The organism is Kocuria sp. WN036, from assembly GCF_002287015.1.
GTDB classification, from domain to species: Bacteria; Actinomycetota; Actinomycetes; order Actinomycetales; family Micrococcaceae; genus Kocuria; species Kocuria rosea.
In genome coordinates, this window is the sequence record NZ_NSKF01000008.1 from 108,989 (window position 1) to 128,622 (window position 19,634).

The following is a 19,634-nucleotide window of genomic DNA, read 5'->3' on the forward strand; positions in this document are numbered from 1 at the left end:
CTCAGAGCGTCAACCGGGCCAGCCGGCCGGCGCCGTCGGCGAGCAGCTCGTCGCCCAGCCGGTGGCCGAGGGCGCGGGCGTCGTCGACGCCGCGCTCCGCGGTGCGGCCGCTGCGGCGCATGACCCGGCTGCCGTCCGGGTCGGCCACGACGACGTCGAGCACGAGCACGCCGTCCTCGATCCGCGCGAAGGTGCCCACGGGGGCCGCGCAGCCGGCCTCGAGCCGGGTCAGCAGCGCCCGTTCCGCGGTCACGGCCAGGCGGGTCTCCAGGTGGTCCACCGCGGCGAGGGCGGCGGCGAGCGGGGTGTCCCCCGAGGCGTCCTCGGTGCGGCACTCCAGGGCCAGGGCGCCCTGCCCGGGGGCGGGGAGCATGACGGACGGGTCGATCAGCTCGGTGATCGCGTCCTCCAGCCCGAGCCGCCGCAGCCCGGAGGCGGCGAGCACCACGGCGTCGAGGTCGCCGGGGGCCACCCGCCCCAGTCGGGTGCCCACGTTGCCGCGGATGTCGACGATCTCCAGGTCAGGGCGAGCGGCGCGCACCTGCGCCGCGCGCCGCGGGGAGCCGGTGCCGACCTTCGCGCCGGAGGGCAGGCCGGAGAGGGTCAGCCCGTCGCGGGCGCACAGCGCGTCCCGGGGGTCCTCCCGCTCCGGCACCGCGGCGACCTCGAGGCCCGGCACGGGAGCGGTGGGCAGGTCCTTGAGGGAGTGCACGGCCAGGTCCACGGATCCCGCCAGCAGCGCGGCCCGCAGGGCCGTGGCGAAGACCCCGGTGCCGCCCATCTGGGACAGGGGCCCGGTCAGGACGTCGCCCTCGGTGCGGATCGTGACGAGCTCCGGCTCCAGCCCGCCCGCCGCCGCGACGGCCCGGGCCGCCGTGGTGGTCTGGGTGAGCGCGAGCCGGGAGCCGCGGGTCCCGACCCGCAGCACCGGGAGCCCCTGCGCCGCGGCCGTCACGACCACCGCACCTCCCCCGCCTCGTCGAGGGCGACCGGGAGGGGCTCGCCCTGGGGGCGCTGCGCGATGGTGGGGCGGGGCCCGGCGGCGCCGCGCAGCACCTTGACGCAGCAGTCCGGGGCGCAGTCGTCGAACCACGTGCCCTCGGCACACGCGGAGAGCCGCGGCGGGGCGGTGCGCCCGGCGACGCGCTGCTCCACGAGGTCCGCGAGCCCGGCCACGAACGCCGGGTGGGTGCCCGCGGTGGGGGTGCGCACGGCCGGCAGGCCGAGCCGTTCGCAGGTCTCCAGGGCCTCCGTGTCGAGGTCCCACTTGACCTCCATGTGGTCGGAGACGAAGCCCAGCGGCACGAGGACCACGCCGGCGACACCGCGCTCGGCGAGCTCCTCGAGGGCGTCGTTGACGTCCGGCTCGAGCCACGGCACCTGCGGCGGCCCGGAGCGGGACTGGTAGACGAGGTCCCAGGTGTGGTCCCCGAGCTCCTCCGCCCCCACGCGCTCCAGCACGGTCCGGGCCACGGCCAGGTGCTGGGCGACGTAGGCGGAGCCCTCCTCGAAGTCCATCCGCGCCGGCCCGGAGGCCTCGGCGTCGGTCGTGGGGATGGAGTGGGTGCAGAACAGGACCGCGATCCTGCCGCCTTCGGCGCCGAGCCGGTCGCGCACCTGCGCGAGGCCCTCCCGGAGGCCCTCGACGAAGGGCTGCACGAAGCCCTCGGAGTCGTAGTACTGGTGGACCTTGTCGACCTGCATCTCGTCCGCGAGGCCGAGCTCCTCGAGCGCCACGCCGTAGTCCTCGCGGTACTGGCGGCAGCCGGAGTAGCTGGAGTAGGCGCTGGTGGCGAGCACCAGGAGCTTGCGCAGCCCGCGCGCGTGGCACTCCCGCACCACGTCCGCCACGTAGGGCGCCCAGTTGCGGTTGGCCCACAGCACGGGCACGCTCAGGCCCCGGCCGAGCAGCTCGGCCTCGAGGGCGGAGCGCAGCGCGCGGTTCTGGGCGTTGATGGGGCTGACGCCGCCGTTGGCCCGGTAGTGGGTGGCCACCTCCTCCAGCCGCTCGTCGGGGATGCCGCGGCCCTTCGTGACGTTGCGCAGGAACGGCAGGACGTCGTCCTGCCCCTCCGGCCCGCCGAAGGACGAGAGGACGACGGCGTCGTAGTGCTCCGGCGCGTGCGCGCGGGCCCGCGACAGGGCGTTCTCGGCGCTCATCGGAGCACCTCCGCGAGCTCCTCGGAGCGGATCCGGCGGCCCGTGTAGAACGGTGTCTCCTCGCGCACGTGCAGCCGGGCCTCCGTGTTGCGGAAGGCCCGCATGACGTCGACGAGGTCGACCAGCTCGGGGGCCTCGAGCGCGAGCAGCCACTCGAAGTCGTTGAGCCCGAAGCACGCGATGGTGTTGGCGAGGACCTGGGGGTAGTCGCGCGCCGCCATGCCGTGGTTGCGCAGCATCTCGGCGCGGCGCTGGGCGTTCATGTAGTACCACTCGTAGGAGCGCACGAACGGGTAGACGCAGACCCAGTCCTCGGGGGCGACGCCGCGGGCGAAGGACGGCGAGTGGTTCCGGGTGAACTCGGCGTCCCGGTGCACCCCCATCGCGTTCCAGGCCTGCGCGGTGCCGGCCAGGAGCTCCGTGCGGCGCAGCCGGCGGACCGCCGACTGGAGCGCCTGGGGGTCGTCGCCGTGCAGCCACGTGAGGACGTCGGCGTCCTCGCGCATCCCCGAGACGTCGTAGGCGCCGCGCAGCGTCACGCCCTCGGCCGCCAGCTGCTCGACGACACCGTCGAACTCGGCGGCCGCGGAGGCGTCGTCGCCGGCCGTGCGGGCCGCGGCCCCGCCGGCGGGGCGGGCGAACACGGACCAGACGGCCCAGTGCAGCCGCTCCGCGCCGCCGTCCTGCGTCGGCTCGGGCGTGGCTGCGGGGTGACCGCCGTGCTCGTGGGGGCTGGTGTCGTGGGACAAGGCTCAGTCCTTTCGTCGGGTGCTGGTCGGTGGGGTGCGTGCCGGTTCGGTGGCGGCCGGCGCGGCGTCGTCCGGGACGCCCGCCTCGGCGAGCAGGGCGCGGACCTGGGCCCGGGTGTCGGCGACGACGGAGGCGAGGCCCGTGCCCGCGAGCCAACCGCCGACCGCGACGGCGTCGGGCAGCGCCGCCAGCGCCCGCCGGAAGTCGGCGACCCGCCGGGCGTGCCCGACGCCGGTGCGGGGCAGCGCGGAGCGCCAGCGCACGATGTCCGCGCCGACGAGCTGGGCGGGCCGCAGGGGCATGCCCATGAGGGTCGAGGCGTCGGAGAGGGCCAGGCGGATGAGCTGGTCGTCGGGCAGGGCCACCTCAGGGGGCACGGCGGTGGCGTCGGGCTGGGCGCGCCCGTAGGAGAGCCGCAGCACGTGCCGGCCGGGGCCGGCCGCCTGCCGGACCCAGTCCCACTTGGCGCTCGCGTGGGTGAGGGCCTTGGCGCGCACGCCGCGGGCGTCCTCGCTCACGAGCAGGCCGGTGCCCCGGGGGGCGCCGTCGAGGCGCGGCTCGTCGACCACGAGCGTGGCCAGGGCCACCTGGGGCCCGGCCCCGGGGGCGAACCGCTGGAGCCCCTCCTCGTGGCTGGCGAGGAGCCGGACGGCGGTCGTGCCGTCGGTGGCCATCACGAGCAGCTCCCCGCGCGCCACGGCGGTCTTGTGGCCGAAGCGCGGCTGGCGCTGGATGACCATCCAGCCCTCGCGCCGGGGGTCGCGGTCGAGGGCGATGACGTCGTAGCCGGTGACGAGCTTCACGCCCGCCCGCTCGAGGTCGTGCACGAGGGTCTCGGACAGCGCGTTCATGCCGCCGCGCAGCCCGGCCACGTTCGCGCCCGCGGGCGCGGCGCGGCGCAGGGCGCCCGCCGCGGCGCCGAGGGACCCGTGCTCGCGCAGGGCCCGCCGCAGACCGGGGGCGACGGCGTCGACGTCGAGGTCGTCGGGGTGGGCGGAGTGCACGCCCGTGGCGAACGGCGCGACGAGCCGGTCCAGCACCCGCTCCCCCATCCGCGCCCGGACGAGGCCGCCGAGGGAGCGCTCGGTCATGCCGACGAAGGCCGGCAGCCGGCGGTCGAGGCTCGCGCGCAGCATGCCGGCCCGGCCGAGGGCCGCCCGCAGCCGGGGGGCGGTCGGGTCGGCGGGGATGCCCAGGATCCCGGAGTCGGGGGCGGGCACGGCGCCCTCCGGCAGGAACAGCCACGAGCCGGAGCGGTTGGGGTGCACCACGCGCTCGCCGAGGCCGAGCTCGTCCAGGAGGTCGGGGACCGCCCGGGAGCGGGTCGCGAAGGACTCGGCGCCCGAGTCGAGGACGAGGCCCGCCACCTGGTGGGCGCCGACGGCTCCCCCGAGGTGGTCCTCGGCCTCGACCAGGGTGACGCGCAGCCCGCGGGCCGCCAGGTCGCGGGCGGCCACGAGCCCGGAGACGCCGCCGCCCACCACGAGGGCGGATCGGGGCGGGGTCCGGCGGGCGGGCCGGTCGTCCCGCTCCGCGCTCACGGCCTGCCGCCGCGAGGGGTCTGCTCCAGCGGCTGGTCGTGGACGAAGGACACGAGGTCCGTCAGCACCTGCGGGTCGGTGCCCGGCGGGACGCCGTGGCCGAGGTTCACCACGTGCCCGGGCGCCGTGGCCCCGCCGGCCAGCACCTCGCGCACGTGCTCGGCGAGCACGGGCCAGGGGGCGGTGAGCAGGGCCGGGTCGATGTTGCCCTGCAGCACGGTGGACCCGCCGAGCCGCCGGTTGGCCTCGGCCAGCGGGATCCGGTAGTCCACGCCCACCGCGTCCGCGCCGGCGTCCCGCATCGCGGCGAGCAGCTCACCGGTGCCGGTGCCGAAGTGGATCCGGGGCACAGCGAGGTCCTCGACGGCCCGCAGCGCGGCCGCCGAGTGCTCCACCACGTGCGCGGAGTAGTCGGCCAGGGACAGGGAGCCCGCCCAGGAGTCGAAGAGCTGCACGGCGGAGGCGCCGGCCTCGACCTGGGCGCGCAGGAACGCCCCGGAGGTCCGGGCCGCCCACTCGGCGAGCGCCCGCCAGGCCGCCGGGTCGGCGTGCATCATCGTGCGCGGCAGCAGGTGGTCCCGGGAGGGCCCGCCCTCGACCATGTAGGCGGCCACGGTGAACGGCGCCCCGGCGAAGCCGATGAGCGGGGTCGCCCCGAGCTCCGCGACGGTGCGGGCGACGGCCTCGCGGATCGGGTCGAGGGAGCCCTCGGCGAGCTCAGGCAGGGCGGCGACGTCGGCGGCCGTGCGCACGGGGCGCTCCAGGACGGGACCGCGGCCCGGGACGATCTCGACGTCCACGCCGGCCACGCGCATGGGCACGACGATGTCGGAGAAGAAGATGGCGGCGTCGACGTCGTGCCGGCGCACCGGCTGGAGCGTGATCTCGGCGGCCATCGCGGGGTCCAGGCAGGCGTCGAGCATGGCGGTGCCCTGGCGCAGGGACCGGTACTCCGGCAGCGACCGGCCCGCCTGCCGCATGAACCACACCGGGCGGCGGCCGGGCGCGCGGCCCGTGAGGGCCTGCAGCAGCGGGGCGTCCAGTGTGCCGGCGGCCCGCAGCGGATGGCCCTGCGGCAGCGCCCCGAGCGATCCGGTCAGGCGCCGGAACGCCGCCGAGGGGTGGGTGCCGCCCGTGGGGTGCCCGGGAACGGCTGCGGTCGACGTGTCCGGCGTGCTCGCCGTCTCAGGGGTGGTAGGCATAGTGCTCCCATTGTGCCAAGGAACACCGACGTCGTTTACCGACGCAGCGTCACCGGGGTCCGGGAGGGGCCGGTCGGTGACGGACGTGAGCGGCCTCTCGGACGTCACTGAGGCGCGGATCCGCGGTGACCGTCTAGTATGAATGCACTGTGGTCCTCTTCGCTCTCGTCGCCTCCCATCAGAACGTCGATCTGAACACCGTTGCGCGTCTCAGCACCGGTGCGCTCGGGCTGTCCGAGGAGATGGTCCGCAGCGGCCCCCTCCGGGGCGCCGTGACCCTCTCGACGTGCAACCGGCTCGAGATCTACGGGGAGCTCGAGGACACGCCGGGCGTCCCGTCCGGGGCGGCGCTGGACCGGGTCCTGCCCGAGCTCGCCGAGCAGATCGGCTCCCGCGCCGGGCTCGACCCCGAGTTCGTGGCCGACTCCCTGCGGGCCTTCACCGACTCCGGCGCCGCACGCCACCTCTTCACCGTGGTCTCCGGGCTGGAGTCCGCCGTGGTGGGCGAGCGCGAGATCACCGGGCAGGTCCGGCGCGCCCTCAACGACGCCCAGCAGGCGGGGACGGTCTCCGGCAAGCTCCAGCGGCTGTTCGAGGCGGCCGCCCGCACCGCCCGCAAGGTGGGCACGCAGACCGCCCTGGGCGAGCGCGGCCGCTCCATCGTCTCCGTGGCCCTGGACCTCGCCGACGACGTCACGTCCGGCACCTGGACGTCGCGCCGGGCCCTCGTGTTCGGCACGGGCGCCTACGCAGGGGCGACCATGGCGGCCCTGCGCGACCGCGGCTGCGCGGACATCGAGGTGTACTCGGCGTCGGGCCGGGCGGAGCAGTTCACCGAGAACCGCGGCGGCACCCCGGTGGGGACCGCGGAGCTGGCCGCGGCCCTGGAGCGCGCCGACGTCGTGATCGGCTGCAGCGGCGGCTCCGCCCCCATGGGCGCCGCCGCGTTCCCCGCCGGGTCCCGCACCGTGGTCGACCTGGCCCTGACCCGCGACTTCGACCCCGCCGTGGCGGACCTGCCCGGCGTCGAGCTCATCACCCTCGAGTCGGTGCGCGTGGCCGCCCCGGACGAGACCCGGGAGTCCGTCGACGCCGCGAGCGGGATCGTCGAGCGCGCCGCCCAGGAGTTCGCCGCGAGCCAGGAGGCCCGGGACATGGACGCCGCGATCGTCGCCCTGCGCAAGCACACCATGGCCGTCCTGGACGCCGAGCTCGAGAAGGTCACCTCCCACCACGGATGCACGGCCGCCCAGGAGCAGATCGAGCTCGCGATGCGGCGCATGGTCCGCTCCCTGCTGCACACCCCCACCGTCCGCGCGCGCGAGCTCGCCGCGCAGGGCCGGCAGGACGAGTACATCACCGGTCTGGCGGCGCTGTACGGCATCGAGGTCCCCGCGCCCGCCGCGGAGGAGAGCGCACCACCGGCGGCCGGGGCGCCGCCGGAAGCCGCCACCCGGTCCCAGGCCGCGGGGTAGGGCAGCATTCGTTCGGCCGGCGCCGCCGACCGGTTGAGGAGGAACGGTTCATGACTGAGACCAGGAGAGGCCGCCCGGCGCGCCTCCCGCGCGAGGCCCGCCGGCGGCAGCTGCTCGAGACGGCGCTGACCGTGTTCTCCTCGAACGGCTACCACGGGTCGTCCATGGACGACATCGCCGACGCCGCCCAGGTGAGCAAGCCCGTCCTCTACCAGCACTTCCCCGGCAAGCGCGAGCTGTACCTCGCCCTCGTGGACCACTACCTGCAGGAGCTCTCGCTCGGGCTCGTCACGGCGCTGCAGGGCAGCGACGTGAACCGCGAGCGGGTCGAATCCATGCTGGACGTCTACTTCGGCTTCGTCGAGGCCAATCCGGAGGCCCACCGGCTGATCTTCGAGTCCGACCTGCTGGCGGACCCGGAGGTCGCGGAGCGCTTCGAGAGCTTCCACCTCGCCGTGGCGGACTCGATCGCCGGGGTCCTCGGGCCCAACGCGGGGCTGAGCCACCCGCACGCCGTGCTCGTCTCCCGCTCCCTCACCGGCATGGCGCAGACCGCCGCGGTGCACTGGATCCGCAACCCGGGCACCGGCGGCCGGGCCGAGGCCCAGCGCCAGATCTTCCGTTTAGCTTGGGGCGGAATCTCGATCATCGACGAGGACTGGCAGTAGCGCCCTCCTAGACTGGCCGGGACGCATCCCGCAGCCCCGACCAGGAGGAACCATGGAAATCAAGATCGGTGTTCAGCACGTCGCCCGGGAGATCGTCGTCGACTCCGCGCTCGAGGCGCCGGAGGCCGTGGAGCTGATCACCGCGGCCATGTCCTCCGGGTCCCCCCTGACCCTGACGGACACCAAGGGCAACGTGACGGTCGTCCCCGCGGGCGTCATCGGCTACGCCGCCGTCGGCGCGGAGCAGAAGCGGGCGGTCGGCTTCACCCCCTTCGCCCAGGACGGCTGAGACCCCCTCCGCCCGGCACGGCGGACCCGGCCCGGCGACCGCACGGAGCGTGCGCGGTCGTCGGGCTACACTGTTGAGTGCACTGGATGACCGGTCGTACCCGCGATCCCACGAACGACAGACACCTACTCGCCCCCGCTCCCCGCGAACAGGCCCCCCACGGCGGCCTCGCGCAGGACCGGACCCGGGCGCCACGCTCCCGTGGCCCGCGCGGTCGAGGCGGCGCACGCTCACGATCGGCTTCCACCCACCGCACGCCCCCCGGCGCCCGCCAGCACGGCGGCCCGGAGGCCGGACCCCGAGGTCCCCTCCCTTCAGCGGGCGTGCCCGAGTCGTAAGGAAACCGACCGTGACCGACCACATCACCGACACCGCACCGGACGCCGCCGCGCCCGACGACGGGACCGTCCTCGACGGCACCCCCGAGGTGGTCGTCGAGACCACCGAGCACCCCGAGCCGCTGCCCCAGGACTTCGCCGAGTTCGGGGTGCGCCAGGACATCGTGGACTCCCTCGCCGCCGAGGGCATCGTCCACCCCTTCCCCATCCAGGCCATGACCCTGCCGGTGGCACTGTCCGGGCAGGACATCATCGGGCAGGCCAAGACCGGCACGGGCAAGACCCTCGGCTTCGGCATCCCCGTGGTCCAGCGCGTCGTGGGCCGCGGCGACGCGGGGTGGGACCAGCTGAAGAAGCCGGGCGCCCCGCAGGCGCTCATCGTGGTGCCCACCCGCGAGCTCGCCGTCCAGGTCGGCCACGACCTGGCCACCGCCGCGCGGACCCGCGACGCCCGGGTGGCCACCATCTACGGCGGCCGCGCCTACGAGCCCCAGATCGAGCAGCTGCAGGCGGGCGTCGAGGTCGTCGTCGGCACCCCCGGCCGGCTCATCGACCTCAACCGGCAGCGCCACCTCGACCTGTCCGCGGTGCGGGCCGTGGTGCTCGACGAGGCCGACGAGATGCTCGACCTCGGCTTCCTGCCCGACGTCGAGAAGCTGCTCTCGGCCGTGCCCGAGGTCCGGCAGACGATGCTCTTCTCCGCGACGATGCCCGGGCCCGTGGTGGCCATGGCCCGCCGCTACATGACCAAGCCCATGCACATCCGGGCCGCCGCGCCGGACGAGGGCGCCACCAAGAAGGACATCCGCCAGGTGGTCTACCGGGCGCACCACCTCGACAAGGACGAGGTCGTGGCCCGGATCCTGCAGGCCGAGGGCCGGGGGCGCACGATCGTGTTCACCAAGACCAAGCGGGCCGCGGCCAAGCTCGCGGACGAGCTGATCACCCGCGGCTTCGCCGCCGCCCCGCTGCACGGCGACCTGGGCCAGGGCGCCCGCGAGCAGGCGCTGCGCGCGTTCCGCAACAACAAGGTCGACGTGCTCGTGGCCACGGACGTCGCCGCCCGCGGCATCGACGTCGAGGACGTCACGCACGTCATCAACTTCCAGTGCCCCGAGGACGAGAAGACCTACCTGCACCGCACCGGCCGCACCGGCCGCGCGGGCAACAAGGGCACGGCCGTGACGTTCGTGGACTGGGACGACATCCCGCGCTGGCGGCTGATCGACAAGGCCCTGGAGCTCGGCATCCCCGAGCCCCGCGAGACCTACTCCTCCTCCGAGCACCTGTACGAGGAGCTGAGCATCCCGAAGGGCACCAAGGGCCGGCTCCCCCGCTCCAGGCGCACCCACGAGGGGCTCGGCGCCGAGGTCCTCGAGGACCTCGGCGAGCCCGGCGGGCGCAAGAGCGGCCCGCGCGGCGAGGGCCGGGACGGGCGCTCGCGCGACCGCGGCGCCGGCCGCGGCGAGGGGCGCGGCTCCGGCCGCGGCGACCGCGGCGGGTCCGGCCGCGGTGAGGGGCGCGGCGGCCGCGGCCGCCGCGACGACGCCGCGACGTCGTCCGCTCCGCGCGAGGACGCCCGGGCGCCCCGGGCGACTGCGCGCGAGACGGCTCCCGAGGCGCCCCGGGAGACCTCGGTGGAGCGCACCTCGGACGGCACCACCCGGCGCCGCCGGCGCCGCCGCAGCAGCGCGGCCTCGCCGGAGCAGAGCGGCACCGCCGGCGAGTGAGCCCCTTCGCCTTCGACGCCGAGGGCCCCGACGCGGTGGTCGCCGCGGAGAACCTGGATCTCCTGCGGCGGCTGCCCGGCGGGGCCTTCCGCATGATCTACGTGGACCCGCCCTTCAACACGGGCCGCACCCAGCGGCGGCGGGAGTCCACGGTGACCCCGGCCGCCGCCGGGGAGGGCGACCGCACCGGCTTCGCCGGCCGCTCCTACACGACCGTGCTGGGGGCCCTGCGCAGCTACGACGACGCGTTCGCCGACTACTGGGGGTTCCTGGAGCCCCGTCTGCGGGAGGCGTGGCGGGTGCTGGCCGACGACGGGACGCTGTACCTGCACCTGGACTACCGGGAGGTGCACTACGCGAAGGTGATGCTGGACGCGATCTTCGGGCGGGAGTGCTTCCTCAACGAGATCATCTGGGCCTACGACTACGGCGGGCGCTCCCGCCGCCGCTGGCCCGCCAAGCACGACAACGTCCTGGTGTACGTCAAGGACCCCGAGCGGTACCTGTTCGACAGCGCCGAGGTCGACCGGGAGCCGTACATGGCCCCGGGCCTGGTGACCCCGGAGAAGGTGCGGCTGGGCAAGCTGCCCACGGACGTGTGGTGGCACACCATCGTCTCCCCCACCGGCCGGGAGAAGACCGGCTACCCCACGCAGAAGCCCGTGGGCCTGGTGCGGCGGATGGTCGCCGCGAGCTCCGCCCCCGGGGACTGGGTCCTGGACTTCTTCGCCGGCTCCGGGACGCTCGGCGCCGCCGCCGGGCAGCTGGACCGGCGGTTCGTGTGCGTGGACCGCAACCCGGAGGCGATCGAGGTCATGCGCGCCCGCCTGCCGGGCGCGACCGTGTGGGACTGAGCACGGGCTCGCCCGGCAGGCGGCGGGGCCCTCAGGGGTAGCGCACGGGGACCCCGGAGCCGGCCTGCTCCTCGATCCGCACGAGCGACTGGACGGACGTCAGGTTCTCGCCCAGCCGGTTGGGCTTGCCGGCCCCGTGGTAGTCGCTCGCGCCCGTGACCACCAGGTCGTGCTCGGAGGCCATCCGGACGAGCCGGGCCCGGGCGTCGTCGGGGTTGTCCCGGTGCGCGACCTCGAGCCCGCCGAGGCCGGCGTCGATCATGGCCTCGAAGACCTCCGGGCCGACCACCCGGCCGCGGGCCGCGGCGAGCGGGTGGGCGAAGACGGGCACGCCGCCGGCGGCCCGGACGAGGCGCACCGCGTGCACCGGGTCCGGGGCGTAGTGGGGGACGTAGTAGCGGGAGCGGCTGTGCAGCACCGAGGCGAAGGCGGCGGTGCGGTTCTCCACGACCCCCACGGTGACGAGCGCGTCGGCGATGTGCGGGCGGCCCACGGTCGCGCCCTCGCGCACGTGGTCCAGGACCACGTCCCAGTCGATCGGGTAGTCCTCGGACAGCAGCTCGACCATGCGCTCGGCCCGGGTGCGCCGCGAGCAGCGGGAGGACTCGATCTCGGCGAGCAGCCGTGGCTCCCGCGGGTCGTGCAGGTAGCTCAGCAGGTGCACCGAGATCCCGTCCTCGGTGGTGCAGGAGATCTCCATGCCCGGGACGAAGGCGACCCCGAGGGCCACCGCGGCGTCCCCGGCCGCCTGCCACCCGGACGTGGTGTCGTGGTCGGTGAGGGCGAAGACGTCCAGGCCCGCCGCGTGCGCCGCGCGGGCCACGTCCGCCGGGCTCTCCGTGCCGTCGGAGTCGGACGAGTGGGTGTGCAGGTCGATCTTCACCCGCTCCACGATACCGGTCCGGGCCGGACGGCCCGCCGCCTCCCGTGGCACGATGAGACCGACGACGCGAGGAAAGGAATCATGACAGAGCACAGCACCACACCCCAGGACGCGGCGCAGCCGCTCTCGGACCGGGTCGAGAACCGGTCCCAGCGCCCCGACTCCGCCGCCTTCCAGCAGTTCATGGCGTCCCAGTGGGCGGAGGCGGAGCCCACCGAGGTGGAGCGGGCCCCGGTCGCGGACTTCGCCGCCGAGCGGCGCCGGCGGATCTCCGAGCGGTTCCCCGGCGAGCGGCTCGTGCTCCCCGCCGGGCCGCTCAAGGTCCGCTCCAACGACACCGACTACCGCTTCCGGCCGCACTCCGCGTTCGCGCACCTCACGGGTCTGGGCGTGGACCACGAGCCCGACGCCGTGCTGGTGCTCGAGCCCGTCCAGGAGGGCGCCGGCGACGACGGGGGCCACCACGAGGCCACCCTGTACTTCCACCCCATGGCCGGCCGGGACTCGAAGGAGTTCTACGCCGACGCCAAGAACGGCGAGTTCTGGGTGGGCCCCCGCCCCACCCTCGAGGAACTGGGCGCCGCCTACGGGCTGCGCACCCGGGACCTCGGGGGCCTCGAGGACGCGGTCACCAAGAACGCCGGGCCCACCGCCCTGGGCGGCCTGCGGGTCCGGCTCGTGCGCGAGGTGGACCTGAACGTCGACGCCCTGGTGGACACCTCCCGGATCAACACCGGGGTGGACCTCGAGTCCTCGGACGCCCTCGACGGCGAGCTCGCCGAGGCGCTCTCGGAGCTGCGGCTCGTCAAGGACGCCCACGAGGTCGGGCAGCTGCGCGAGGCCGTGGACGCGACCATCGCGGGCTTCACCGACATCGTGCACGTGCTGCCGGCCGCCGCGGGCCACCGCCACCGCGGCGAGCGCATGGTCGAGGGCGCCTTCTTCGCCCGCGCCCGCACGGACGGCAACGACCTCGGCTACGACACCATCGCGGCGTGCGGCAACAACGCCACGGTCCTGCACTGGATCCGCAACACCGGGAGGGTGATCCCGGGGGAGCTGATCCTCGTGGACGCGGGCGTGGAGGCCGACTCCCTCTACACCGCGGACATCACCCGCACCCTGCCGGTGAACGGCCGCTACTCGGAGGTGCAGCGGCGGATCTACCAGGCGGTCCTGGACGCCGCCGACGCCGCGTTCGACGCCGCGGTGCCCGGCAACCGGTTCCGGGACGTGCACGCCGCCGCCATGGAGGTCCTGGCCCGGCGGCTGGAGAGCTGGGGCCTGCTGCCCGTGCCCGCCGAGGTCTCGCTCTCCGCGGCGGGCCAGCACCACCGGCGGTGGATGCCGCACGGCACGAGCCACCACCTGGGCCTCGACGTGCACGACTGCGCGCAGGCCAAGCGGGAGCTGTACGTGGACGGGGTCATCGAGCCCGGCATGGTGTTCACCATCGAGCCCGGCCTCTACTTCAAGGCGGAGGACCTCGCGGTGCCGGAGGAGTACCGCGGGATCGGCGTGCGGATCGAGGACGACGTCCTGATCACCGAGGACGGCAACGTCAACCTCTCGTCCGGGCTGCCCCGCACCCCGGACGAGGTCGAGGCGTGGATGACCGGTCTGTGGCACGCCCGGGAGGGCGTCGACCCCAGCTGAGCCGGCGGCCGTCAGCGGGAGGCGTCGGTGGACGTGCTCCCGCCGGTCGGCGGCCCGGACCGGTCCGGGGCCGCGTCCTGACCGGCGGCGTCCCCGTCGTGCTCCCCGGCGGGGAGCCTGATGCCGTACTGGGGCCGGCCGTCGGGCAGGTCCTGGAACATCGCGGAGCGGCCGGGCGCGTCGGCACGCTCGCTCTGGCCCGCCGCGGGGACCGCGGGCGCGGGACCCGCGGGTCCGCCGGCCGGCTCCGGGGCGGCGCCGTGGGAGGGCCGCTGCCACGGGGCCCCCGCCGGGGGCCGCCCCGGCGTCCCGGGCTGCGGGGGGCCCTGCCGCATCCCCTGCGGAGGACCCTGCTGCGGAGCGGGCCGCGGCGCGGGAGCGGTCCGCGGCAGGCTCTGCAGCCCGCGCAGCCCCTGGAGCACCTGCTGGGCGCGCTGGGCCACCTCGGGGGCGGCCACGACGTCGTAGGACGTGGCGACGATCTGGTTGGTCGAGGTGAAGTCCCGCTTCCCGCGCTGCATGGCGTAGGTGATGGTGGCGAGCAGCATCCAGAAGGCCCCGCCCATCAGCACCGACACGAGCAGCGTGGACAGCCACTGCTCCCCGCCCAGCAGCGACAGGATCATCCCGAGGAACGCGCCGAAGACCATGCCGTTGAGCGCGCCCTGGCCCGCGACCTTCGGATAGCTCAGCCGGCCGGTCACCTGCTCCACGGACTTCAGGTCGTTGCCGACGATCGCGATCCGGTCCACCTCGAACTGTGCGTCCGCCAGGTGGTCCACGGCCTTCTGCGCGTCGGCGTACGTGGCGTAGCGCCCGATCACCTCCCCGCGGGGCAGACCGCGGACGGCGGGGCTGGCGGGAGGCAGGGACCGTGGCGAGCTCATGCCCCCATTCTCCCCCATCCACTCCCCCGCCGTGCCCCGACCCGGGCCGCGACCACGACCCCGCACCCCGGCCCCGGCCCCGGGAGGGGGCCCGGGGAGCCGGTGGGTAGTCTTGTACGGTGAGCAGCCACATCGACAAGATCTTCATCGCGCGCCTGATCGGCCTCGACGTGTTCGACCCCCTGGGGGACCGTCTGGGGCGGTTGCGCGACGTCGTCGTGCTCATGCGCGGCAGCTCCCGGTACGGCCGCTCCTCCCGCCGGCCCCTCGTGGTCGGCCTCGTGGTGGAGGTCCTCGGCAAGAAGCGGGTGTTCGTGCCGATGACCCGCGTGACCAGCATCGACGCGGAGAAGATCATCAGCACGGGGCTCGTGAACCTGCGCCGCTTCGAGCAGCGCGGCGCGGAGACCCTCGCCGTCGGCGAGGTCTTCGACCGGACCGTGGTGCTGCGCGACGGCTCCGGCTCCGCCACGGTCGAGGACATGGCGATGGAGCGCAAGCGCAACACCGGGGACTGGCTGATCACCCAGCTCTTCGTGCGCCGCACCGGCACGGGCGGGGGCCTGATGCGCCGCCGCAACGAGACGCTGATCATCGACTGGGAGGACGCGGGGGACCCCTCCGCCGCGGGCCACCAGCCGGCCACCCAGTGGGTCGCCTCCCACGAGGAGCAGCAGCCCGCCGACCTCGCGGACGAGCTCCACGACATGTCGGCCAAGCGCATGCTCGAGATCGCCCACGAGCTCCAGGACGACCGGCTCGCCGACGTCCTCGAGGAGCTCCCGGAGGAGGACCAGGTCTACATCCTCACCAACATGGAGCCGGACCGCGCGGCCACGGTGCTCGAGGAGATGGAGCCCGACGACGCCGCCGACCTGCTCAACGAGCTGCCCGAGGCCCAGGCCGAGGAGCTGCTCGCGCGGATGCAGCCCGAGGACGCCGAGGACGTCCGGCGCCTGCTGGAGTACGAGGAGGGCACGGCCGGCTCGCTCATGACCCCTGTGCCGATCATCCTGCCGCCGGAGGCCACGGTGGCCGAGGCGCTCGCGCACATCCGCCAGGAGGAGCTCAGCCCCGCGGTCGCGGCGGCCGTGATCATCTCCCGACCGCCGCTGGAGACGCCCACCGGCAAGTACCTCGGCATGGTGCACACCCAGAAGCTGCTGCGCTATCCCCCGCCCGAGGCCGTGGGCAACCTCATCGACCGCTCGTTCGAGCCGGTCTCCGACCTCGCCTCCCTGCAGGACGTCGCGCGCGAGCTCGCGACCTACGACCTCACGATCATCCCGGTGGTCAACGACCACGACCGGGTGGTCGGGGCGATCACGATCGACGACGTCCTCGACGCCCTGCTGCCCGAGGACTGGCGCACCGCCGACGACGGGACCCCGATCCGGAAGGTGGGCAAGCGGTATGAGTGAGCGCGAGCCCCGGCGCCCCCGCGTCGGCACCCGCGGCAACGCCCTCGACCAGCCGCGCGAGCACCGGCCGGGACTGCTGGACCGGTTCCGGCCGAACCCCGACGCCTTCGGGCGGATGACCGAGGGCTTCGCCCGGTTCATGGGCACCCCGCAGTTCCTGCTGTGGATGACGGTGTTCGTGGCCCTGTGGCTGGGCTGGAACACCATCGCCCCCCGGGAGCTGCAGTTCGACTCGAAGGACCTCAACTTCACGCTGCTCACGCTCATGCTCTCGCTGCAGGCCTCCTACGCGGCGCCCCTGCTGCTGCTGGCGCAGAACCGGCAGGACGACCGGGACCGGGTGACCCAGGAGGAGGACCGCCGCCGGGCGCAGCAGAACCTCGCCGACACCGAGTACCTGACCCGGGAGATCGCCTCGCTGCGGATCGCGCTGCGCGACGTCGCCACCCGCGACTTCGTGCGCTCGGAGCTGCGCTCGGTGCTCGAGGAGATCCTGGAGTCCCAGGACGACGCCCCGGACGCCGACGAGCCGGGGGCCCCGCCGCGGCGGGGCGCCCGCCGCAGGAGCCGCAACCCCGACCGCCCCACCGCCCCCGAGACCCGAGGGAACCCCCGTGCCTGAGCCCCGCCCCGACGACGTCCTCGCCCCCGAGACCCTCGACCCCGCCCTGCGCGCGGCGCTCGACCGCGTGCTCGACCCGGAGCTGCGCCGGCCCGTGACCGAGCTGGGGATGATCCGGTCCGCCCGCCTCGACGACGCCGGCCGCGCCGCGGTGCACGTGCTGCTGACGATCAGCGGCTGCCCCCTCCGCTCGACCATCGAGCGGGACGTCCGGGAGGCCGTGGGGACCGTGGCCGGGGTGCGCACCGTGGACGTCGAGATCGGGGTGATGACCCCCGAGCAGCGCACCGCGCTGAAGGACCGGGTGGGCCACACCCGGACCGTCCCCTTCAACGACCCGTCCTCCCTGACCCGGGTGCACGCGGTGACCAGCGGCAAGGGCGGCGTCGGCAAGTCGACGGTCACCGTGAACCTCGCCGCCGCGCTCGCCGCGCGCGGCCGGTCGGTCGGCATCGTGGACGCCGACGTCCACGGGTTCTCCGTGCCCGGGCTGCTCGGCATCGACCGGGCGCCCACCCAGGTGGGGGACATGATCCTGCCCCCCGTCGTGGACGTCCCCGAGGAGGCGCGGGAGGACACCGGGCGCCCCGGGGTGCTCAAGGTCATCTCGATCGGGATGTTCGTGGACCCGGACCAGCCGGTGGCCTGGCGCGGGCCGATGCTGCACCGCGCCGTGGAGCAGTTCCTCACGGACGTGCACTTCGGCGACCTGGACCACCTGTTCCTCGACCTCCCGCCGGGCACGGGCGACATCGCGATCTCCGTGGCCCAGCTGCTGCCGTCCGCGGAGGTGCTCGTGGTCTCCACGCCCCAGCAGGCGGCGGTCGAGGTCGCCGAGCGCTCCGGGGCGCTCGCGGTGCAGACCGGCCAGCGGGTGGCCGGGGTGGTGGAGAACATGGCGGGCATGCCGATGCCGGACGGCAGCGTGCTCGAGCTCTTCGGCGCCGGCGGGGGCACCCGGATCTCGGAGTCCCTGACCCGGCGGCTCGGCTACGACGTGCCGCTGCTCGGCGCCGTGCCGCTCGACGTCGCCCTGCGCGAGGGCGGGGACGCCGGCCGCCCGGTGGTGTGGTCCGCGCCGGGCTCGCCCGCCGCGGTCGCCCTGCGTGCCGTCGCCGACGCGATGGGCGCCCGCCCGCGCGGGCTCGCCGGACGGCCGCTGGGCCTGGGACCGCGCTGACGCACCGCCGGCCCCGCGCTCGGCGTGTGCGGGGGCCGGCTCAGGTGGCCTCGGTGTCGAAGGGGGCCCGTTCGCCGGGGGCCAGGCGGGTCAGCACCGGGCCAGGGCGCGGCCGGGGTGCGGCGGGCGCCGCCGGCTCGTCGTCCTCCAGGAGGGCCTGGCGCACGATGGTGCGGGGGTCGTACTGTCGGGGGTCGAGCCTGCGCCAGTCGACGTCGGCGATCTCCGGCCCGAGGGTCTCCTTGAGCTCCTCGGTGGCGCCGGTCGCGTAGCGCTTGGCGGCCTTGACCAGCTCCTTGAGCTTCTCCGCGTACTCCGGCAGCCGCTCCGGCCCGATGATGAACAGGGCCAGGAGCACCAGGATGATCGCTTCGCCGCCGTTGATGCCGAGCACAGGAAGTGATTTTACCAGTCCGGGAGCCGGTGGCCGGTCAGCCGAAGATCTCGCGCAGGCCGACCAGCACCGTCTCGACGACGCCGGGGTCCCCCGGGGACGGCTCCACCACGCGCCCCCGCTCGTCGGCCACGACGAGGCCCACGGTGTGGGCCATCGCGGACGGTCCGGAGTCCCCCGAGACGGTGTAGACGACCTCGTCCCCGACGAGCACCGCCCGCCACGGCGGCCCGGCGTCCACCCACAGCGGCACGCCCTCCACGGCGACGCGCTCGAGGCCCTCGGCGCTCACGGGCAGCCCGGTCAGTCCGTCCATGGGGTTCTCGCGGTCGACCCCCCCGCGCTGCTCCACCACGACGACCTCGTCCTCGCCGCGGTGCAGCCTGACGGCCACGACCGGGTGCCCGGACAGGGTGCCGCGGGTCATCGAGCCCACCCGGTAGCCGTCCGCGGCCAGGGTGGGCAGCGTCCAGCCCTCCGTGCGCAGCAGGTCCGCGGACACCTCGTCCGCGTGCAGCACCCCGTGGGTGCCGTGCCACGCCGAGACCGGCACCCGCTCCTCGGCGCTGTGCGCGGACTGCATCACGACCGTGCGCCCGACCGCGTAGCCGGAGCCCAGGACGAGGGTGAGCACCGCGCTCACGGTGGCCGCGGCCACGGGCACCGCGCTGCTGGGGCGGGCCGGCGCGGTGCGGTCCGGGCGGGGCATCGGTCCTCCTCGTGCGGTGGTCGGGGCGGCGGGCTCCGGGTGGGCCCGTGCCCGGTCCCGTGCCGCGGTCGGCGTCGGGAGCGGGTGCACGGACCGCTCCGTGAGGAGGCCCGCGAACAGGTCCGTGGAAGACGTCGTGATCGTCTCCATGATCGACCGGGAAGCTGGATGCCGACTGGACGGTGGCCGGACGGACGGGCCCAGCCGGTAGGATGGCGCGCATCCACTACAGCGACGAAGGGCGGACCATGGGCGCGGACAAGACGACGAGCTGGTCGTACGCCGAGGCGTTCGCCGCCGAGGACGAGCTCGCCTACCGCGCCCGGGAGCGGTCCCTCGCCCTGCGCATCCCCCCGGTGACCCCGGGGACGGCCGCCGCCCTGACCGTGCTCGCCGCGGCGGCCCGGCCCGCCACCGTGGTCGAGGTGGGCACGGGGGCCGGGGTGTCCGGTCTCGCCCTGCTGCGCGGTCTGCCCGGCACGTCCGTGCTGACCACGATCGACACCGACATCCGGGCGCTGCGCGCGGCCCGCGACACGTTCCGGGAGGCCGGGATCCCGACGAGCCGGACCCGCACGATCCCCGGCCGCGCGTCCCTCGTGATGCCACGGTTGAGCGCCGGCGCCTACGACCTCGTGTTCCTCGACGCCGACCCCGAGGGGACCCTCGACTACGCCGAGGAGGCCGTCCGGCTGCTGCGCCCGGGCGGGATGCTCGTGGTCAACGACGCCCTGTCCCAGGACAAGGTGGCGCAGCCGGCCAACCGCGAGGAGAACACCCGGACGATGCGGGCCGTGCACCGGCTGTTCCGGGAGGACGAGCGCTTCAGCACCGCCCTGTTGACGACCGGCTCCGGGCTGCTGCTGGCCGTCCGC

General features: G+C 75.2%; 19 protein-coding genes. 10 read left to right on the forward strand and 9 right to left on the reverse strand.

Going from position 1 to position 19,634, the window contains the following annotated elements:
* Window position 1: 1 nt before the first annotated feature.
* From hemC to hemE, 5 genes are read right to left on the reverse strand one after another with little or no spacing between them, the layout of a single operon-like run.
* Complete coding sequence (gene hemC / locus CK505_RS07300) at window positions 2-961, reverse strand: hydroxymethylbilane synthase (RefSeq protein WP_095650636.1); 960 nt, start codon at window positions 959-961, stop codon at window positions 2-4.
* Entirely contained in the window at window positions 952-2,160 is a 1,209-nt protein-coding gene (locus tag CK505_RS07305; RefSeq protein WP_095650637.1) for a ferrochelatase, read from the reverse strand. Before CK505_RS07305 ends, hemC begins: the two co-directional genes overlap by 10 nt.
* A complete protein-coding gene (gene hemQ, locus CK505_RS07310) occupies window positions 2,157-2,909 on the reverse strand; it encodes a hydrogen peroxide-dependent heme synthase (protein ID WP_095650638.1) in 753 nt (250 codons plus the stop codon). Before hemQ ends, CK505_RS07305 begins: the two co-directional genes overlap by 4 nt.
* Window positions 2,910-2,912: 3 nt before the next feature.
* Window positions 2,913-4,451 carry a protoporphyrinogen oxidase gene (gene hemG, locus CK505_RS07315; RefSeq protein ID WP_255250904.1) on the reverse strand — a complete coding sequence of 513 codons (1,539 nt, stop codon included), beginning with the start codon at window positions 4,449-4,451 and terminating at the stop codon, window positions 2,913-2,915.
* Window positions 4,448-5,653 carry a uroporphyrinogen decarboxylase gene (hemE, locus tag CK505_RS07320; RefSeq protein WP_095650639.1) on the reverse strand — a complete coding sequence of 402 codons (1,206 nt, stop codon included), beginning with the start codon at window positions 5,651-5,653 and terminating at the stop codon, window positions 4,448-4,450. The genes hemG and hemE overlap by 4 nt, the downstream gene beginning before the upstream one ends.
* 149 nt (window positions 5,654-5,802) lie before the next feature.
* Between hemE and CK505_RS07325 the strand changes: the two genes are divergently transcribed.
* From CK505_RS07325 to CK505_RS07345, 5 genes are all read left to right on the forward strand, one after another.
* The gene (locus CK505_RS07325) at window positions 5,803-7,128 is read left to right on the forward strand and encodes a glutamyl-tRNA reductase (protein WP_095650640.1); all 1,326 of its coding nucleotides are present in this window, start codon (window positions 5,803-5,805) and stop codon (window positions 7,126-7,128) included.
* A 50-nt stretch (window positions 7,129-7,178) separates the two neighbouring features.
* Window positions 7,179-7,796 carry a TetR/AcrR family transcriptional regulator gene (locus tag CK505_RS07330; RefSeq protein WP_017833430.1) on the forward strand — a complete coding sequence of 206 codons (618 nt, stop codon included), beginning with the start codon at window positions 7,179-7,181 and terminating at the stop codon, window positions 7,794-7,796.
* A 52-nt stretch (window positions 7,797-7,848) separates the two neighbouring features.
* Window positions 7,849-8,085: a DUF3107 domain-containing protein gene (locus CK505_RS07335; protein WP_035927396.1), complete on the forward strand. Its 237-nt coding sequence runs from the start codon at window positions 7,849-7,851 to the stop codon at window positions 8,083-8,085.
* 427 nt (window positions 8,086-8,512) lie between these two features.
* Entirely contained in the window at window positions 8,513-10,153 is a 1,641-nt protein-coding gene (locus CK505_RS07340; RefSeq protein ID WP_255250906.1) for a DEAD/DEAH box helicase, read from the forward strand.
* Entirely contained in the window at window positions 10,150-11,007 is an 858-nt protein-coding gene (locus tag CK505_RS07345) for a site-specific DNA-methyltransferase (protein ID WP_017833427.1), read from the forward strand. The genes CK505_RS07340 and CK505_RS07345 overlap by 4 nt, the downstream gene beginning before the upstream one ends.
* Window positions 11,008-11,038: 31 nt before the next feature.
* Here CK505_RS07345 and CK505_RS07350 read toward each other — a convergent pair whose 3' ends face one another.
* Window positions 11,039-11,890 (reverse strand): PHP domain-containing protein, encoded by an 852-nt coding sequence (locus CK505_RS07350; RefSeq protein ID WP_031283018.1) that lies wholly within the window; start codon window positions 11,888-11,890, stop codon window positions 11,039-11,041.
* A gap of 81 nt (window positions 11,891-11,971) precedes the next feature.
* Here CK505_RS07350 and CK505_RS07355 point away from each other — a divergent pair, with 81 nt between their 5' ends.
* Window positions 11,972-13,546 carry an aminopeptidase P family protein gene (locus tag CK505_RS07355; RefSeq protein WP_017833425.1) on the forward strand — a complete coding sequence of 525 codons (1,575 nt, stop codon included), beginning with the start codon at window positions 11,972-11,974 and terminating at the stop codon, window positions 13,544-13,546.
* 11 nt (window positions 13,547-13,557) lie between these two features.
* Here the strand turns inward: CK505_RS07355 and CK505_RS07360 are convergent, their stop codons facing one another.
* Window positions 13,558-14,433 (reverse strand): general stress protein, encoded by an 876-nt coding sequence (locus tag CK505_RS07360; protein WP_176475302.1) that lies wholly within the window; start codon window positions 14,431-14,433, stop codon window positions 13,558-13,560.
* 119 nt (window positions 14,434-14,552) lie between these two features.
* On the opposite strand from CK505_RS07360, the gene CK505_RS07365 reads away from it, so the two are divergent.
* Genes CK505_RS07365 through CK505_RS07375 form a run of 3 tightly spaced genes read left to right on the forward strand, consistent with a single transcriptional unit; the run spans window position 14,553 to window position 17,656 of the window.
* The gene (locus CK505_RS07365) at window positions 14,553-15,854 is read left to right on the forward strand and encodes a CBS domain-containing protein (protein WP_017833422.1); all 1,302 of its coding nucleotides are present in this window, start codon (window positions 14,553-14,555) and stop codon (window positions 15,852-15,854) included.
* Window positions 15,847-16,476: a DUF1003 domain-containing protein gene (locus tag CK505_RS07370; RefSeq protein WP_017833421.1), complete on the forward strand. Its 630-nt coding sequence runs from the start codon at window positions 15,847-15,849 to the stop codon at window positions 16,474-16,476. The genes CK505_RS07365 and CK505_RS07370 overlap by 8 nt, the downstream gene beginning before the upstream one ends.
* Window positions 16,469-17,656: an Mrp/NBP35 family ATP-binding protein gene (locus CK505_RS07375; protein ID WP_095650642.1), complete on the forward strand. Its 1,188-nt coding sequence runs from the start codon at window positions 16,469-16,471 to the stop codon at window positions 17,654-17,656. The genes CK505_RS07370 and CK505_RS07375 overlap by 8 nt, the downstream gene beginning before the upstream one ends.
* Before the next feature lie 40 nt (window positions 17,657-17,696).
* Here CK505_RS07375 and CK505_RS07380 read toward each other — a convergent pair whose 3' ends face one another.
* Both CK505_RS07380 and CK505_RS07385 read right to left on the reverse strand, forming a co-directional pair.
* Window positions 17,697-18,050 (reverse strand): hypothetical protein, encoded by a 354-nt coding sequence (locus tag CK505_RS07380; protein ID WP_017833419.1) that lies wholly within the window; start codon window positions 18,048-18,050, stop codon window positions 17,697-17,699.
* A 37-nt stretch (window positions 18,051-18,087) separates the two neighbouring features.
* Entirely contained in the window at window positions 18,088-18,759 is a 672-nt protein-coding gene (locus tag CK505_RS07385) for a hypothetical protein (protein WP_017833418.1), read from the reverse strand.
* Window positions 18,760-19,007: 248 nt separating this feature from the next.
* Here CK505_RS07385 and CK505_RS07390 point away from each other — a divergent pair.
* The coding region (locus CK505_RS07390; RefSeq protein WP_095650650.1) for an O-methyltransferase at window positions 19,008-19,634 on the forward strand (627 nt) is incomplete at its 3' end.

Excerpts from the sequence above, each read along its gene's own strand:
- CK505_RS07305 (WP_095650637.1), bottom strand. The coding sequence starts at position 2,160 with ATGAGCGCCGAGAACGCCCTGTCGCGGGCCCGCGCGCACGCGCCGGAG.
- hemE (WP_095650639.1), bottom strand. The coding sequence starts at position 5,653 with ATGCCTACCACCCCTGAGACGGCGAGCACGCCGGACACGTCGACCGCA.
- CK505_RS07330 (WP_017833430.1), top strand. The coding sequence starts at position 7,179 with ATGACTGAGACCAGGAGAGGCCGCCCGGCGCGCCTCCCGCGCGAGGCC.
- CK505_RS07335 (WP_035927396.1), top strand. The coding sequence starts at position 7,849 with ATGGAAATCAAGATCGGTGTTCAGCACGTCGCCCGGGAGATCGTCGTC.
- CK505_RS07355 (WP_017833425.1), top strand. The coding sequence starts at position 11,972 with ATGACAGAGCACAGCACCACACCCCAGGACGCGGCGCAGCCGCTCTCG.
- CK505_RS07360 (WP_176475302.1), bottom strand. The coding sequence starts at position 14,433 with ATGAGCTCGCCACGGTCCCTGCCTCCCGCCAGCCCCGCCGTCCGCGGT.
- CK505_RS07370 (WP_017833421.1), top strand. The coding sequence starts at position 15,847 with ATGAGTGAGCGCGAGCCCCGGCGCCCCCGCGTCGGCACCCGCGGCAAC.
- CK505_RS07385 (WP_017833418.1), bottom strand. The coding sequence starts at position 18,759 with ATGCCCCGCCCGGACCGCACCGCGCCGGCCCGCCCCAGCAGCGCGGTG.